The following is a 14132-nucleotide window of genomic DNA, read 5'->3' as shown; positions in this document are numbered from 1 at the left end:
CAAGGGGGATCGCAGGACGCGCATTTGCAGACGGAACTGGCGGCAGCGCGCCGCCGACAAAGACGAATGCTGCCATGCGCCTACAGTTGACGCCTCGCCAAGGGAACCAGATCAGCGACGCCTTATCTTCTTAAACAGCTACACAATCAAAGATTTTCACGAAGGAACTCGAAATGATGCACACGCGCAAGATCCGCCTGATGATGGCGAGCGCCGCGCTTCTCACGCTGACCGGCCCGGCCTTCGCGCTCGATGGCGCCGATTTGATGAAGAAGCTCGACGCAGCGACGAACGCGAACGGCACCTCGATCACCTATGACAAGGCCGAAGTCGACGGCGACAAGGTGACGGTGACCGGCGTGAAGCTGAAGGTCGCGAGCCAGCCGGGCGACGCTGTAGACCTGAATATCGGGGACCTGACCTTTGAGGGCGTCGAGGAGACCGAAGGCGGCGGCTATTACGCCGAAACCGTTTCGTTCCCCGACGTCAATGTCAGCCAGGACGAAGGCGCCATTTCCGTCAAGGACATCCTGCTCTCCGGCCTGACGATCCCGGCCAATGCGACCGGCGGAACGATCAACGACATCATTCTCTATGAAAGCGCCAGCACCGGCCCGATCGCCGTCAGCTCCAAGGGCAAGGAAGTCTTCTCGCTCGAAAGCACCGAAGCCAACCTCGCGCGCCAGGAAAATGACGCCGGCTTCGACTTCGACGCGACCGCTTCCGGCATCAAGGCCGACCTGTCGTCGGTCGAGGACGCCAAGACCAAGGAGGCGATCGAAAAGCTCGGCCTCACCACCATCGACGGCGCCCTGACCATGAAGGGCAGCTGGGAAGTCGAAAGCGGCAATGTCGCGCTCGAAGAATATGCGCTCGACTTCAAGAATGTCGGCCGGCTGAACTTCGCTCTCGATATCTCCGGCTACACGCTTGCCTTCGTCAAATCGATGCAGGAAGCGATGAAGGCTGCCGAAGCCAATCCGAACAAGGAAGAGGCCAACCAGGCCATGGGTCTCGCCATGATGGGCCTCATGCAGCAGCTGACCTTCAACAGCGCCGAAATCCACTTCGACGACGCCTCGATCACCAAGAAGGCGCTCGACTATGCCGGCTCGCAGCAGGGCGTGACCGGTGAGCAGATGGCACAGTCGCTGAAGGGCCTGGTGCCGATCATGATGGCGCAGCTCAACGTGCCGGAACTGCAGAACCAGGTGTCGGCTGCCGTCAACGCCTATCTCGATGGCCCGAAGAGCCTGACGATCAGCGCGGCACCGGAAAAGCCGGTTCCGTTCCCGATGATCATGGGTGCCGCCATGGGCGCGCCGAACACCATCCCGTCGGTGCTCGGCGTCAAGGTAACGGCGAACGACTAATCGTTCAGGTCTCTCCCGGCCTCAGCCGAGCCCGGGAGAAACCGACATGACGACCAGCCTTGCGCGCCGAGACAGGCACGCAAGGCTTGATGGCGCCGCACCGGCCTCCCATGTGGCCCACGGCGTTCACTCGACGGACTTCGCCGGCCGAAAACTGCGCCGCCGCCCTCCCGTGAAAGAACAAGCATCGCCCTTACTTGCGAACCGCATAGTCGGATCACGTTGCAAGCCCTTGTGGAGCACGCATCGGCTGCGGGGCTCTTTTCTTCCCGGTGAGCTATTGCTTGCACCAAGAAAATTTCACCGTAAGGCGATAGCGTTTTTCATCGAAATCGTGCATGCCACCCTCAGGCAATTCAGAATCCGACTTCCAACGAACTTGAGAGCATCTAGGCCTCGAAGGGGACGTCTCGGACTTTGTGCAAATATACAAATACATGCCCGAATATCGTCTCCACGTTACGGCAGATCGGACGTAAATGCTCGCCTGGCTCCAGCAGTCTGTAAATTTCACTGAAGAATTGTTGGAGGGGAAATTCGCCCCCGTCCGAGCTGACTACTATACGGGCCCGCCCGGTAAGCCGTTGCGGCTGCTGCTCCAGGCGCGAACGGATTTCCTGTCGATCTGGCGGGCGAGCGACTATACCGAAACGATCTCGCAGACCCGGATCCTTGGGCGGCAGATCATCGTCGTCAACTCGCCCGACCTGATCCGGCAGGTCGTCGTCAAGCGTCACGAAAACTTCGAGCGCAAGAGCCCGCAGATGCGCCGGGCACTCGAATTCCTGCTGGGCGACGGGCTGTTTATTTCGGACGGGGACACCTGGAAGCAACGCCGGCCGCTGGTGGCGGACATCGTCCACGCCAAGCGGGTCCCCTCTTTCGGGCCCGTCATGGAAAATACGACCAGCGAACTGGTCGAGCGCTGGAACCGCATGCCCGATGGCGCCGAGGTCAACGCGTTGCACGAAATGGCGGGGCTGACCGCCGAAATCATCGCGCGCAGCGTCTTCGGCAACCAGCTCGGCGACGGTAGCGCGGCGGCGGTGACCGAGGGCTTCACCAGCTACCAGTCGCTGGTCGATTCCATCAACATCGGTTACTTCCTCGGCTTTGACGACGGCCTGCCGGTGCTGCGCACGCCGAGCCTGCGTCGTTCGGTCAAGCGCATCCACGCAACTATCGACAAGGTGGTTGAGGATCACCTTGCCGGACGCGGCGACCACAATTCGATGGTCGAGCTGCTGATCCGCCGCCAGCAACGAAACCCGGAACTGAAACTCGACCTCGTCGCCTTGCGCAACGAGGCCGCGACCATCTTCATGGCCGGGCACGAGACGACGGCGGCGACGCTGACCTGGACCTGGTATCTGCTTTCGAAGGCAGGCTGGGTCGAGAAGGCCGTTCACGACGAAATCGCCAGGGTCTGCGGCGACCGGACACCGACGATCGACGACGTGCCTCAGCTCGAATGGTGCCGGGCAGTTATCGAGGAGACGCTTCGCCTCTATCCACCGGTTCCGATCCTGGCGCGGCAGACCCGCGAGGCGGATATGATCGGCGACGTTGCCGCAGAGCCGGGCTCGCTCGTGCTGATCGTGCCGTGGCTCCTTCACCGGACTGAAAGCCTCTTCCAGGATCCACACCACTTCCATCCGGAACGGTTTACCGAAGGCCGGCGCCCGACGCCCTACAGCTTCATCCCCTTTGCCAGCGGACCGCGCGTCTGCCCCGGCCTGCATTTCGGACTGACCGAAGCGATCCTGTGCCTGGCGATCATCGCGCAGCGCTACCGGGTTCGTGTGAGCCAGCGCCACGCGGTCGAACCGATCTGCCGCCTGACCCTCAGGCCGAAGAATGGCCTGCCGGTCACCTTGCACAAGCGAGAGGCCCCGTCGCATGGCGCCGGATGATCCGCACGCGGCGCAGCCGATCGGCAAGCGCAGGGCCTGGATCTTCGCCGAGGAAAGCGCCCCGCGGCTCGCCGATGCACTGGCGGGTGGCGACAGGGCGCGGGCCTTCCGGCGCTATTGGATCACCGACAACATTTGGAACGTCGCCAACATCGCCGCCCATTTCGGCATGAAGCTGCTGCCGATGGACGCCTGCTCCAGGCTCGGGGCGGCGCTCGGTCTCTTCATGGTTCCGCGCTTCCACAAGGTGGCAACCCGCCGCGCCCGTGAAACCATCGAACAGTTGCGGCCGGACCTTGACGCCCCGCAACGCGAGGCACTGTTTCTCGAAAACTGTCGCGCTCAGGGACGGTTGATGACGGAGTTCTCCGTCGTCAACCGATTGCAGCAGCGGCCGGAGCGGCTGAAGACCGAGGGCCTTGCACCCATCCGTGAGGCGGCAAACCGTGGCCCAGTCATTCTCGTCGGCCTGCATCTCGGCAACTGGGAAGTGGGCACGATCGCATTCCGCAAGCTCGGCCTCCAGCCGCATGCCTTCTACGTGCCGCCCAAGGGCCGGGCCAAGGCGTGGATCGCCGGTCGGGTGCGCAGCAAGGCTGGCTTGCAGTTTCTGCCTCCGGGAATGGACGGGATCCGGCCGGCACTGAAGGTTCTGAAAGGCGGCGGCGTTGTCAGCATCTTCTGCGACGAGGGGTTCGGCGGCATGATCCGCGGGCCGTTCTTCGGCCGCCGGCCGCATCAGGAAGGCAACATCGCCATCGCCATACGGCTGGCGCGCATGACGGGCGCTACGATCTGCCCCTGGTACGGCCTTCGCACCGACGACTTCCGCTTCGAATGCACGGCCTTGCCGCCGATACGTTTGCCGGCGGAAGAGCGCCCCAATGCCCGGCTGCTGGATGACATGCAGTTGCTGAACGACACGATCGAGCCGGTCGTCCGCGCCCATCTCGACCAATGGTATTTCCTCGATAACGCGCTACGGCCGCAGTGAGCTTACTCGCGCCTTTTTTAACGCCTGCACGTCGCGGCTTTGCGATCGGCGCTTGATGCCGGCCGGGTCTGGCCTATTTATTCCGCCAAGGACCGAAATCCCTGTTCCTGACCGATAAAACGGAAGGAGAAACCCATGGGACTGAAGCAGGCGGACATTACAGCCATCCTTGGCCCGGTTGACGAGACGCTGATGGCCGAACTGCTTGCGACCGGCGCGACGGCCGGCGAGCTTGCGGAGGCGATCGCCTGGGTCAACAACGATGAAGCGCTGATCGGGGAAGGCCGCCACCTGCCGGCCGGCCGCGTTGCGGCGCTGATCGATATCTTGACGCCGGACAACGAAGAAGAGCGGAATTTGAGACTGTAGTCGCGAAAGCCGGTTGCCGGGTACGTCCGATTGCAAGCCGCCTTCCGGGCGGCTGAGTGCGTGAGGCCATATGTTCGTGTTGAGGGAGGTCCACAATGGCTGCCAAGGAAGTCAGGTTCAGTAGCGATGCCCGCGATCGGATGTTGCGCGGCGTCGACATTCTCGCCGATGCGGTCAAGGTCACGCTCGGCCCGAAGGGACGCAACGTCGTCATCGAACGCGCCTTCGGCGCGCCGCGCATCACCAAGGACGGCGTGTCGGTCGCCAAGGAAATCGAGCTCGACGACAAGTTCGAGAACATGGGCGCGCAGATGCTGCGGGAGGTCGCGTCGCGCACCAGCGACGTGGCCGGCGACGGCACAACGACGGCCACCGTGCTCGCACAGGCCATCGTCAAGGAGGGCGTCAAGGCGATCGCGTCCGGCATGAACCCGATGGATCTGAAACGCGGCATCGATCTCGCCGTCGACGCGATCGTCGCGAAACTGAAGACCCATGCGCGCAAGATTTCAAACAATGAGGAGATCGCGCAGGTGGGCACGATCTCGGCCAACGGCGACGCCGAAATCGGAAGCTATCTGGCAAAGGCCATGGAGCGTGTCGGCAACGAAGGCGTGATTACGGTCGAGGAGGCGAAGACGGCCGAAATAGAGCTGGAGATCGTCGAAGGCATGCAATTCGACCGCGGCTATCTCTCCCCCTATTTCGTCACCGACCAGGAGAAGATGCGGGTTGAATTCGAAGACCCCTACATCCTCATTCACGAAAAGAAGCTTTCCAACCTGCAGGCGATGATCCCGATTCTCGAAGCAGTGATCCAGGCAAGCCGGCCGCTGTTGATCATCGCCGAGGATGTGGAAGGCGAAGCGCTGGCGACGCTAGTCGTCAACAAGCTGCGCGGCGGGCTGAAGATCGCCGCCGTCAAGGCGCCGGGCTTCGGCGACCGGCGCAAGGCGATGCTCGAGGACATCGCCATCCTGACGGGCGGGACCGTCATCTCCGAAGATCTCGGCATCAAGCTTGAAACCGTGACGCTCGCCAATCTCGGGCGGGCCAAGCGGGTGATGGTCGAGAAGGAGGACACCACCATCGTCGATGGCGCCGGCACCAAGGCGGACATCGACGGGCGAGTCGGCCAGATCAAGGCGCAGATCGAGGAAACGACCTCCGACTACGATCGCGAGAAGCTGCAGGAACGGCTGGCCAAGCTTGCCGGCGGCGTCGCGGTGATCCGGGTGGGCGGCTCGACGGAAGTGGAAGTGAAGGAAAAGAAGGACCGGGTCGACGATGCGCTGCATGCGACGCGGGCCGCGGTGGAGGAAGGCATTCTACCTGGCGGCGGCGTCGCGCTGCTCCGCGTCGTCCACGCGCTCGATGGGCTCAAGCCCGAAAATGACGACCAACGCGTCGGCGTCGAGATCGTCCGGCGGGCGCTGGAGGCGCCGGTGCGCCAGATCGCCGAAAACGCCGGCGCCGAAGGCTCGGTCATCGTCGGCAAACTTCGGGAGATGAGCGACTTCGCCCAGGGTTGGAACGCGCAGACCGGTGAATATGGCGATCTCTACCGCATGGGCGTCATCGATCCGGCGAAAGTCGTGCGGGCGGCGCTGCAGGATGCGGCGTCGGTCGCCGGCCTGCTTGTAACCACCGAAGCGATGGTCGCCGAAAAACCGAAGAAGAACCTACCCACGCCACCGCCCGGCCCGGGCATGGATTTCTGACCCGCGCCAGGCGGTCGGTCGCCTAACCGGACGGCTGCCGGTGGCGCCCGACCTCGTCGATCGCAAGTTCAGCGATCGGCAAAAGGTCCGCTTCGCCGGCACCGTCCTGCGCCTGCACGGTCATGCCCTGGAGAATAGCGCCGACGAAGCGCGCGAGGCCGCCGGCATCGGTATCCGCACGTAGCTCTCCGTCCGCTATGCCCTGCCGGAAGCGCGCCTCCAGCAAGGCCAGCGTCTCACTGCGCGGGGCAGAAGATCACCATCGTCGCCATGACGGACACGACCTTCGAGGGCATGTGGGGTCCGTTCACCCGCGAGGTTCGCGACGCCGTCTACGGCAGGCACTGAACAGACATCTGGCGCAGAAAAAGAAAAAGCCCGGCGAGACGATCGCCGGGCTTTCCTTTTGGGGTCAGGTCCGTTCGACCTCAGTCCTTCTTCTGCGGAATCGCGCGGATCGCCAGTTCGCGCAACTGGGCCGGCGTCGCTTCGGACGGTGCGCCCATCAGGAGGTCGACGGCCTGCTGGTTCATCGGGAAGATCGAAATCTCGCGCAGGTTCTTGGCGCCGACGAGCAGCATGACGATACGGTCGATGCCGAATGCCATGCCGCCATGCGGCGGTGCACCGTACTGGAAGGCGCGGTAGAGGCCGCCGAACTGATCTTCGACCTCCTGCTGCGACTTGCCGGTCAGCTCGAACGCCTTGACCATGACTTCCGGAAGCTGGTTACGGATCGAGCCGGAGGCGATTTCGAAGCCGTTGCAGACCATGTCGTACTGGTAGGCCTTGATCGACAGCGGATCTTCGCCGTTCAGCGCTTCCAGACCACCCTGCGGCATCGAGAAGGGGTTGTGGGCGAAGTCGATCTTCTTTTCGTCTTCCAGCCATTCGTAGAACGGGAAGTCGACGATCCAGCAGAATTCGTAGCGGTCGCGGTCGACGAGGTTCAGTTCCTCGCCGGCGCGGGTGCGGGCTTCGCCAGCAAACTTGTAGAACTTGGCGGGGTCACCGGCGACGAAGAAGCAGGCGTCGCCGTCGTCGAGGCCGAGCTGGGTGCGGATCGCATCCGTGCGCTCTTCGCCGATGTTCTTGGCGAGCGGGCCGGCGCCTTCGAGCTTTTCGCCCTCCTTGCGCCAGAAGATGTAGCCGAGGCCGGGCTGACCCTGGCTCTGCGCCCAGGCGTTCATGCGGTCGCAGAAGGCGCGCGAGCCACCGGTCTTGGCCGGGATCGCCCAGACTTCGACCTTCGGGTTAGACGCGATCATGTTCGCGAAGACCTTGAAGCCGGAACCGGCGAAGTGTTCGGTAACCGCCTGCATCTCGATCGGGTTGCGCAGGTCCGGCTTGTCGGAGCCGTATTTGCGGATCGCCGTGTCGTAAGGAATGCGCGGGAACTTTTCCGTCACCGGCTTGCCGTCGGCAAACTCCACGAAGATGTCGCGGATCACCGGTTCCATCGTCGACCAGACGTCTTCCTGCTCGACGAAGCTCATTTCCAGGTCGAGCTGGTAGAACTCGCCCGGCAGGCGGTCGGCGCGCGGGTCTTCGTCGCGGAAGCACGGGGCGATCTGGAAGTAGCGGTCGAAGCCGGCGACCATCAGCAACTGCTTGTACTGCTGCGGCGCCTGCGGCAGGGCATAGAAGCTGCCGGGATGAATGCGCGAAGGCACGAGGAAGTCGCGCGCGCCTTCCGGCGACGAGGCCGTCAGGATCGGGGTCGTGTATTCGGTGAAACCGACGTCGCCCATGTGGCGGCGCATCGACGAGATGATCTGGGTGCGCTTGACGATGTTCTTGTGCAGCGTGTCGCGACGCAGGTCGAGGAAGCGGTACTTGAGGCGCACGTCTTCCGGATAGTCCGGCTCGCCAAAGACCGGCAACGGCAGTTCCTTGGCGGCCGAGAGAACCTCGATCTCCTGCGCATAGAGTTCGATTTCGCCGGTTGGCATGCCCTTGTTGACGGTGTCGTCCATGCGCGCCTTGACGAGGCCGTCAATGCGCACGACCCATTCGCCGCGAACGGTCTCGGCCGCCTTGAAGGCGGGGCTGTCGGGATCGGCAACGACCTGGGTGATGCCGTAGTGGTCGCGCAGGTCGATGAAGAGCAGGCCGCCATGGTCGCGGACGCGGTGGACCCAGCCCGAAAGGCGAACGGTGGAACCGACGTCCGACTTGCGGAGGGCGGCACAGGTGTGGCTGCGGTAACGGTGCATCGTCTTATCCCGGAATTGCAAAGAGCCGCGCAAGCTCGTGGGACACAGCGCGCGGCAACATGGTCAAAATCGGGCGGAAAAGCGCATGATGCGCAGCCTTTGTCAAGCTGCAGCGCCCGCTGCCGCCCCCGATGGAGGTGCGTTGTAAACGAAGGCAAGAGCCAGTCCAAGACCGCTTGTGACAGAAGGCGGCCGAAATGCCGCGAAAAGAACGGCAATCGTCACAATTCGGGACTGTCCGGCGGCAGAATGCGGGGCTACACATGAGCAAGGCCCGATAGTGATCCCACCCGAGTCGTGGCCGCCTGCCCGGATGTCGCCTGCCCCATGTCCCAGATTCGCCCGCTTATCCCCCTCCTCGTCACCGCAGGCATCCTCATCGGCGGCAACGGCCTGCAGGGCACTTTCATCTCGCTGCGTGCACTCGAAGAAGGTTTCTCGACATCGCTGATCGGCGTTATCGGCGCCGGCTACAATATCGGCTTCGCGCTTGGCTGCGTCTACGTCACCCGCATCCTGCGCTCGATCGGTCACATCCGCACCTTCTCGGCGATGGCGGCGATCGCTTCGGCCGCAGCCATCTCGATGGTGCTCGTCATCAATCCGCTGATGTGGTTCCTGATGCGGCTTCTTGCCGGCATCTGTTTCGCCGGCCTGTTTGCGACAGTCGAGAGCTGGCTCAATGCCAGCGTCACCAATAAAAACCGGGCCCGCACGCTTTCGGTCTATCGTCTCGTCGACCTCGGCTCGGTCACGGCCGCACAATATGTCATTCCTGGCATCGGGCTTGGCGGCTTCGAGCTTTTTGCCATCATCTCCATGGCGCTGACGCTGTCGCTGGTGCCGATCTCCTTTGCCGACCGCTCGAGCCCTGTGGCCCCGGAGGCGATCCGCTTCGACGTCAAAGCACTGTGGAACATCTCGCCGCTTGCGACCGTCGGCTGCATCGTCGTCGGTCTGACCAACGCCGCCTTCCGCTCGCTCGGGCCAATCTATGCGCAGGGCATCGGCCTGTCGGTGACGGCGATCGCCACCTTCATGAGCGCCGGCATCATCGGCGGCGTCGTGCTGCAGTATCCGCTCGGCCACTATTCCGATCGGTTCGACCGCCGCCTGATCATCCTGATCGCCACCTTCGGCTCGCTGCTCGCAGGCTTGTTTCTCGCCTTCGGCGCCGGCAACGACGAATGGCTGAACTTTGCCGGTATCTTCCTGTTCGGCGCCTTTGCCATGCCGCTCTATTCGCTCTGTTCGGCCCATGCGAACGACCACGCGGCCGAGGGGCAGCATGCGCTCGTCTCCGCCGGCATGCTGTTCTTCTGGTCGCTGGGCGCGATCATCGGGCCGCTGTTTGCCTCCTTCCTGCTCGAGATCTTCGGGCCGCAGGCGCTGTTCATCTACACGGCAGCGATCCTCTTCCTGTTCATGCTCTACACCCTGCAGCGCATGACGGCGCGCGGGCCGGTGCCCGCCGGGGAGCGCGCCTTGCCGTTCCGCAATCTCCTGCGCACCTCGTCCTTTTTCAACAAGCTCGCCGCCGGCAACAACCACAAGCGCAAGGATCGCTGACCTGCGGCAAGATGCGCGCGATCCGGATAATTGCTGAACGCAATAATCAGGTTTAGAACCGGGGCACCTCAAACAGCAGCCGAGATTGCCGAAATGCCCGTCATCAGCCGTCGCACCTTCCTCCAAGGCTCCGCTGCTCTCGGAGGCGCCTTCGCGCTCGGCGCCGGCATGGCGGCGCGCGCCGGCACCGCACCCGATCCGCAGATCCTGATGGCACAGCTTGCCGAAGCCCAGATCGCCAAGGATGGGCTTACGCCCAAGGTCATGACCTACGGCTTGGGTGAGGCTCCAAGTACCGGCATGCCGCCCGTCCTGCGCATGCGCAAGGGCGAGCCCTATGCGGCCCGCCTCTTCAACCGGCTGGACGAGCCGACGACGGTACATTGGCACGGACTGCGCATTGCCAACGCCATGGATGGCGTGCCGGAACTGACGCAGCCCTATGTCTATCCGGGCGACCGTTTCGACTATGTGTTCACCCCGCCGGATGCCGGCACCTTCTGGTATCATCCACATTGCAACACGCTGACCCAGATGGGCGCCGGCCTGACCGGCATGATCGTCGTCGAAAACCCGGACGATCCGACGTTCGATGCCGAGATCGTGCTCAACCTGCGCGATTGGCGGCTCGGCACCGGCGGCGCGTTCATCGACGCATTCAAGCCGCGGGATGCGGCCCGCGGCGGCACTTACGGCACGGTGCGCACCGCCAACTGGCAGCAGGAGCCAACTTACGACGCACCGGCCGGCGGCCTGGTGCGCGTGCGCATCGCCGCAACCGACGTCACCCGCATCTATACGATCGGCCTTGAGGGCGCTGAGGCGATGGTCATCGCGCTCGACGGCAATCCGGTCGACAAGCCCTTTGCACTTGATCGCAACGATTTTGGGCCCGGCCAGCGCGTCGATCTTGTCGTGCGCATGCCCGACAGCGAGGGTCAGACGGTTGCGCTAGGCAACCTGCGTGGATCGCATCCCTGGACGATCGCGCGCTTCCGGTCAGCCGGAGCGTCGCTCAAGCGCGATCTTCGGGATGTCAGCCCCCTGCCCGCCAACCCGATCGCGGAAGCCGACCTCTCCACCGCCACCCGCGTGCCGCTCGAACTGACGGCGACGGCGGAGCACAAGGCGACGCCTTCGATCTGCGGTTCGCTTGGCTACACCTTCTGGGCGATCAACAAGGTTCCGTGGCCGGGCGACACGCCCGATCCGATCGCGCCGATCGAGGAGATGAAGCTCGGCAAGAGCTATGTGCTGGAGGTCGCCAACCGGACGCCGCATGCGCACCCGATCCATCTGCACGGCCTGAGCTTCCGCATTCTCAATTCCAACAAGCGGACTTTCCTGCCGCCGCCGACCGATACGATCCTGCTTTTGCCCGATGAACAGGCGGAAGTGGCGCTTGTGGCGGACAATCCGGGCGATTGGGTCGTGCATTGCCATATCATCGAGCACCAGAAGACCGGCATGACGGGTTATTTCAAAGTCGTCTGAGATTTCGATTGTGACAGATGCCGCGAAGAGTTACACGAAATTCCAAGCCGCATTTTCGCCACAGTGATTTAAATCTGATGATTGAAACAACAGCAGACCTTGAGGCCGCCTGCCAGCAGCTGGCCCTATCAAATTATATTACGATCGATACCGAATTTCTTCGCGAGACGACTTTCTGGCCGGAGCTTTGCCTGATCCAGATGGCGAGCCCGGACCTTGCCGTCATCGTCGACCCGATGGCGAAGGGCATCGATCTTGCGCCCTTCTTCGCGCTGATGGCAAACCCTGAGGTCATCAAGGTGTTCCATGCCGCGCGTCAGGACATCGAGATCATCTTCCATCTCGGAAACCTTATTCCGCATCCGATCTTCGATACGCAGGTCGCAGCGATGGTTTGTGGCTTTGGCGACAGCGTCTCCTATGACCAGCTGGTCAACCGCGTCACCGGCACGCAGATCGACAAGTCCTCGCGCTTTACCGACTGGAGCCGCCGTCCGCTGACCGAAAAGCAGCTCGACTATGCGCTGGCCGACGTCACGCATCTGCGCGACATCTACAAATACCTGGCGGCAGAACTCGAACGCGAAGGCCGTTCGCTCTGGCTGACCGAAGAGATGGCCATTCTCGAAGCCCGCGACACCTACGACCTGCACCCTGACGACGCCTGGCAGCGGCTGAAGATGCGGGTAAAGAAGCCGATCGAGCTCGCCGTGCTGAAGACGGTCGCCGCCTGGCGCGAGCGCGAGGCACGCGCCCGCAACGTGCCGCGCGGCCGCATCCTCAAGGATGACGCCATTTACGAGATCGCCCAGCAGCAGCCGAAGGATGCGGAAGCACTGGCACGGCTCCGGACCATCCCCAAGGGCTGGGAACGCTCCACCGCTGGAACGGCGGTCGTCGAGGCCGTCAACGAGGCGCTGGCGATCCCGAAGACCGATCTGCCGAAGCTTCCGCGCCAAAGCCATGCGCCGGAAGGTGCTGCGGCCGCTGGCGAGATGCTGAAGGTGCTTTTGAAGCTGATCGCCGAGAAGCAGGGTGTCGCCGCGAAGATCATCGCCAACAGCGAAGATCTCGACAAAATAGCTGCCGAGGGCGAGAAGGCGGATGTCGCCGCGCTCAAGGGCTGGCGGCGCGAACTCTTCGGCGAAACGGCACTGAAGCTGATCAACGGCGACGTTGCCCTGCGCTTCGTCGACAAGAAGATCGAAGCAGTGGAAATCAGCGCCGAGATCACGTCCGCGTCAGCTTGAAAAAGGGATTGGGCGGAGACAAGTTTCCGCCTGAATCCAGCTCTAGCGAAGGGCCGGGCGGAACAGAATCACCATCGTATCAAACGATGTGACGTGAGCCGGCGCCTTGGGCAACGCCGACCGACACGGATGCCGCCTCTTCCGGTACCGGAGCTTTCTGCATGCGTTGGCGCTTTTCGACTTTCGAAGGACTTCTCTTGCTGCTGGTCGTTGCAGGCGCCGGCGCGGTCTACGCATGGGTTTTCTACGGAAAGGGCGCCCTGATCGGCGCGACCTATGCGCTCTTCATGTGCCTGCCGATCATCGCCTTCGAGCGACGCATCATTTTCCGGCGCCTGCATCGACGGATCCACGCCTTTTCCACGCCGGTCTTTTTCGTCGCGTCGCTGGTGATCTACTTCGTGCTTCTCGACATCGGATATGCTGCCGCTGGCCTGCTCATGCAGTCGGGCGGCGTCATGGAGGACCATTGGATGGACGCGATGATGCCGTCCAAGACGGTCCTAATCTTCGCGCTCGGCGTATCAGGTTCGCTAGTCTTCATCCTCAGGGTTCGCGAACTCCTCGGGCGCGACGTCTTTTTGAGCTTGCTCACCGGCCGCTATCGCAGACCGGTCGAGGAAGAACGCGTCTTCCTCTTCATCGACCTGGCCGGCTCGACCGCCTATGCCGAGAAACACGGCGACCTGCGGATGCAGGAGTATCTCGGCAGGCTGTTTGCGACGATCGCCGACCCGGTCATGCGCTACCGCGGCTCGATCGACGACTATATCGGTGACGCCGCCGTCATTACCTGGCCTTTCGATCGCGCCACCAACAATGCGGCCTGCATTCATTGCGTCTTCGACATTCTGGAAATGATCGATGCGGATGCGCGCCGTTGGCAAAAGGAGTTCGGCGAGGTTCCGCGGCTGCGCGCGGCGCTTCATGGCGGCACCATCGTCGCGGCGGAAATCGGGCTCGACCGGCACAAGATCACCTATTTCGGCGATACGGTGAACACCACCGCCCGGCTCGAAGGTTTCTGCAAGACGCTCGGCCACCAGGTACTGATCTCCACCGATCTCGCCCGCAAGATGCGTCTGCCGCATTATGTGCGGGTCGAGGATCTCGGCGAGCACGCCGTCAGAGGACGCGGGCAGAAGCTTGGCGTTCTGTCGTTGCGCGCAGGCAGCGCGGCTCCTCAGCTGGCATCGACCGCCGCCGAGTGATCCCGGCCGGCGCGCAGGGCAT

General features: G+C 63.1%; 11 protein-coding genes. 9 read left to right on the top strand and 2 right to left on the bottom strand.

Features of this window, described 5'->3' with window-relative positions; all coding sequences use genetic code 11:
- Window positions 1-173 precede the first annotated feature (173 nt).
- From ASE71_RS17125 to groL, 5 genes are all read left to right on the top strand, one after another.
- Window positions 174-1373: a hypothetical protein gene (locus ASE71_RS17125; protein ID WP_060522158.1), complete on the top strand. Its 1200-nt coding sequence runs from the start codon at window positions 174-176 to the stop codon at window positions 1371-1373.
- Window positions 1374-1957: 584 nt separating this feature from the next.
- Window positions 1958-3286, top strand: a complete 1329-nt coding sequence (locus tag ASE71_RS17120) for a cytochrome P450 (protein ID WP_226020675.1) — start codon at window positions 1958-1960, stop codon at window positions 3284-3286.
- Window positions 3273-4280, top strand: coding sequence for a lysophospholipid acyltransferase family protein (locus ASE71_RS17115; protein WP_051659661.1), 1008 nt, complete (start codon window positions 3273-3275; stop codon window positions 4278-4280). Before ASE71_RS17120 ends, ASE71_RS17115 begins: the two co-directional genes overlap by 14 nt.
- Window positions 4281-4415: 135 nt before the next feature.
- The gene (locus tag ASE71_RS17110; protein WP_060522157.1) at window positions 4416-4649 is read left to right on the top strand and encodes a hypothetical protein; all 234 of its coding nucleotides are present in this window, start codon (window positions 4416-4418) and stop codon (window positions 4647-4649) included.
- Between the two features lie 95 nt (window positions 4650-4744).
- A complete protein-coding gene (gene groL / locus ASE71_RS17105; RefSeq protein WP_060522156.1) occupies window positions 4745-6370 on the top strand; it encodes a chaperonin GroEL in 1626 nt (541 codons plus the stop codon).
- Window positions 6371-6392: 22 nt separating this feature from the next.
- On the opposite strand, the gene ASE71_RS17100 is transcribed toward groL, so the two are convergent.
- Window positions 6393-6596: a hypothetical protein gene (locus ASE71_RS17100; RefSeq protein WP_060522155.1), complete on the bottom strand. Its 204-nt coding sequence runs from the start codon at window positions 6594-6596 to the stop codon at window positions 6393-6395.
- A 202-nt stretch (window positions 6597-6798) separates the two neighbouring features.
- Window positions 6799-8586 (bottom strand): aspartate--tRNA ligase, encoded by a 1788-nt coding sequence (gene aspS / locus ASE71_RS17095; RefSeq protein ID WP_060522154.1) that lies wholly within the window; start codon window positions 8584-8586, stop codon window positions 6799-6801.
- A gap of 327 nt (window positions 8587-8913) precedes the next feature.
- Between aspS and ASE71_RS17090 the strand changes: the two genes are divergently transcribed.
- The 4 genes from ASE71_RS17090 (at window position 8914) to ASE71_RS17075 (ending at window position 14110) form a co-directional block, all read left to right on the top strand.
- Window positions 8914-10155: an MFS transporter gene (locus ASE71_RS17090; protein WP_060522153.1), complete on the top strand. Its 1242-nt coding sequence runs from the start codon at window positions 8914-8916 to the stop codon at window positions 10153-10155.
- A gap of 93 nt (window positions 10156-10248) precedes the next feature.
- Window positions 10249-11649, top strand: a complete 1401-nt coding sequence (locus ASE71_RS17085) for a multicopper oxidase family protein (RefSeq protein ID WP_060522152.1) — start codon at window positions 10249-10251, stop codon at window positions 11647-11649.
- A 77-nt stretch (window positions 11650-11726) separates the two neighbouring features.
- Window positions 11727-12899, top strand: a complete 1173-nt coding sequence (gene rnd / locus ASE71_RS17080; RefSeq protein WP_060522151.1) for a ribonuclease D — start codon at window positions 11727-11729, stop codon at window positions 12897-12899.
- A gap of 161 nt (window positions 12900-13060) precedes the next feature.
- Window positions 13061-14110 carry an adenylate/guanylate cyclase domain-containing protein gene (locus tag ASE71_RS17075; RefSeq protein ID WP_034803810.1) on the top strand — a complete coding sequence of 350 codons (1050 nt, stop codon included), beginning with the start codon at window positions 13061-13063 and terminating at the stop codon, window positions 14108-14110.
- The last annotated feature ends 22 nt before the right edge of the window (window positions 14111-14132 follow it).

Source organism: Ensifer sp. Root954, from assembly GCF_001429005.1.
Lineage (GTDB): Bacteria > Pseudomonadota > Alphaproteobacteria > Rhizobiales > Rhizobiaceae > Ensifer > Ensifer adhaerens.
This window is presented reverse-complemented; position numbering and strand designations above follow the sequence as displayed.

What these genes read in the sequence shown, in the direction of transcription:
- ASE71_RS17125 (WP_060522158.1), top strand. Translation starts at nt 174, where the DNA reads ATGATGCACACGCGCAAGATCCGCCTGATGATGGCGAGCGCCGCGCTT.
- ASE71_RS17115 (WP_051659661.1), top strand. Translation starts at nt 3,273, where the DNA reads ATGGCGCCGGATGATCCGCACGCGGCGCAGCCGATCGGCAAGCGCAGG.
- ASE71_RS17110 (WP_060522157.1), top strand. Translation starts at nt 4,416, where the DNA reads ATGGGACTGAAGCAGGCGGACATTACAGCCATCCTTGGCCCGGTTGAC.
- groL (WP_060522156.1), top strand. Translation starts at nt 4,745, where the DNA reads ATGGCTGCCAAGGAAGTCAGGTTCAGTAGCGATGCCCGCGATCGGATG.
- aspS (WP_060522154.1), bottom strand. Translation starts at nt 8,586, where the DNA reads ATGCACCGTTACCGCAGCCACACCTGTGCCGCCCTCCGCAAGTCGGAC.
- ASE71_RS17090 (WP_060522153.1), top strand. Translation starts at nt 8,914, where the DNA reads ATGTCCCAGATTCGCCCGCTTATCCCCCTCCTCGTCACCGCAGGCATC.
- ASE71_RS17085 (WP_060522152.1), top strand. Translation starts at nt 10,249, where the DNA reads ATGCCCGTCATCAGCCGTCGCACCTTCCTCCAAGGCTCCGCTGCTCTC.
- rnd (WP_060522151.1), top strand. Translation starts at nt 11,727, where the DNA reads ATGATTGAAACAACAGCAGACCTTGAGGCCGCCTGCCAGCAGCTGGCC.
- ASE71_RS17075 (WP_034803810.1), top strand. Translation starts at nt 13,061, where the DNA reads ATGCGTTGGCGCTTTTCGACTTTCGAAGGACTTCTCTTGCTGCTGGTC.